This window comes from Coprococcus sp. AF16-5 (genome assembly GCF_003479365.1).
Classification (GTDB): domain Bacteria; phylum Bacillota; class Clostridia; order Lachnospirales; family Lachnospiraceae; genus Coprococcus; species Coprococcus aceti.
This window is the reverse complement of sequence record NZ_QUGZ01000024.1, coordinates 1-616: the sequence shown is the minus strand read 5'-3', so window position 1 is coordinate 616 and position 616 is coordinate 1. Positions and strand designations below refer to the sequence as shown.

Genomic DNA, 616 nt, shown 5'->3' with positions numbered 1-616 from the left:
TGGGTAAAAAGTGCGGCAACATCGTTTGCTATGCAGTCTGTTGGAGGTGGAAAACCATCGTCAAAGACGGATGGTGGAAATGGTGTTATATCTACATGCAAAGGACGGGGGGAGCCTGAAGGTAGTTTTAAATGTAAGAGTGGTAGAGAATCATCAATAAAGGATTACTCAAATAGATTTGCGGATAGTTTGGTAGATGATTTTAATACTGATGTTGAAGTTAGAGATGTTGTAAAAGAAGATATGATTTTAGTTCAATTTAGTTCTGATGCGCCAAACGCATCACTTAGGTATTGGACAACAATTGATGAGGCTAATGGAATTTCTACAATTGAAGAATATATGGATAAAATGGCATTATCAAAAGAATGGGGAAATCGAAATGTTGTAAAAGTTGCTAGAGTGAAGAAGAAAACAGAAGTTACTCATGCTATTGGAACAGCAAAAGCACAAACTAAAATTAGCGATCCTAGACCTGGAAATGGTAAACAAATTTTATTTAGTAAGTTTGATTCAAATTGGATTACGGAAGTAAGAAATATAAAGGAATAGGTGTTTAATTATGAAAAGAGACCAGCTATGAAAAGTCAACCATAGATTAGCTGGAAATTATTAA

The 616-nt window shown here is 34.6% G+C and carries 1 pseudogene; it reads left to right on the top strand.

The annotated features are described in order from the left end of the window. Window positions 1–552: pseudogene (locus DWW70_RS14950) on the top strand (hypothetical protein); the annotation flags it as partial. Window positions 553–616 lie beyond the last annotated feature (64 nt).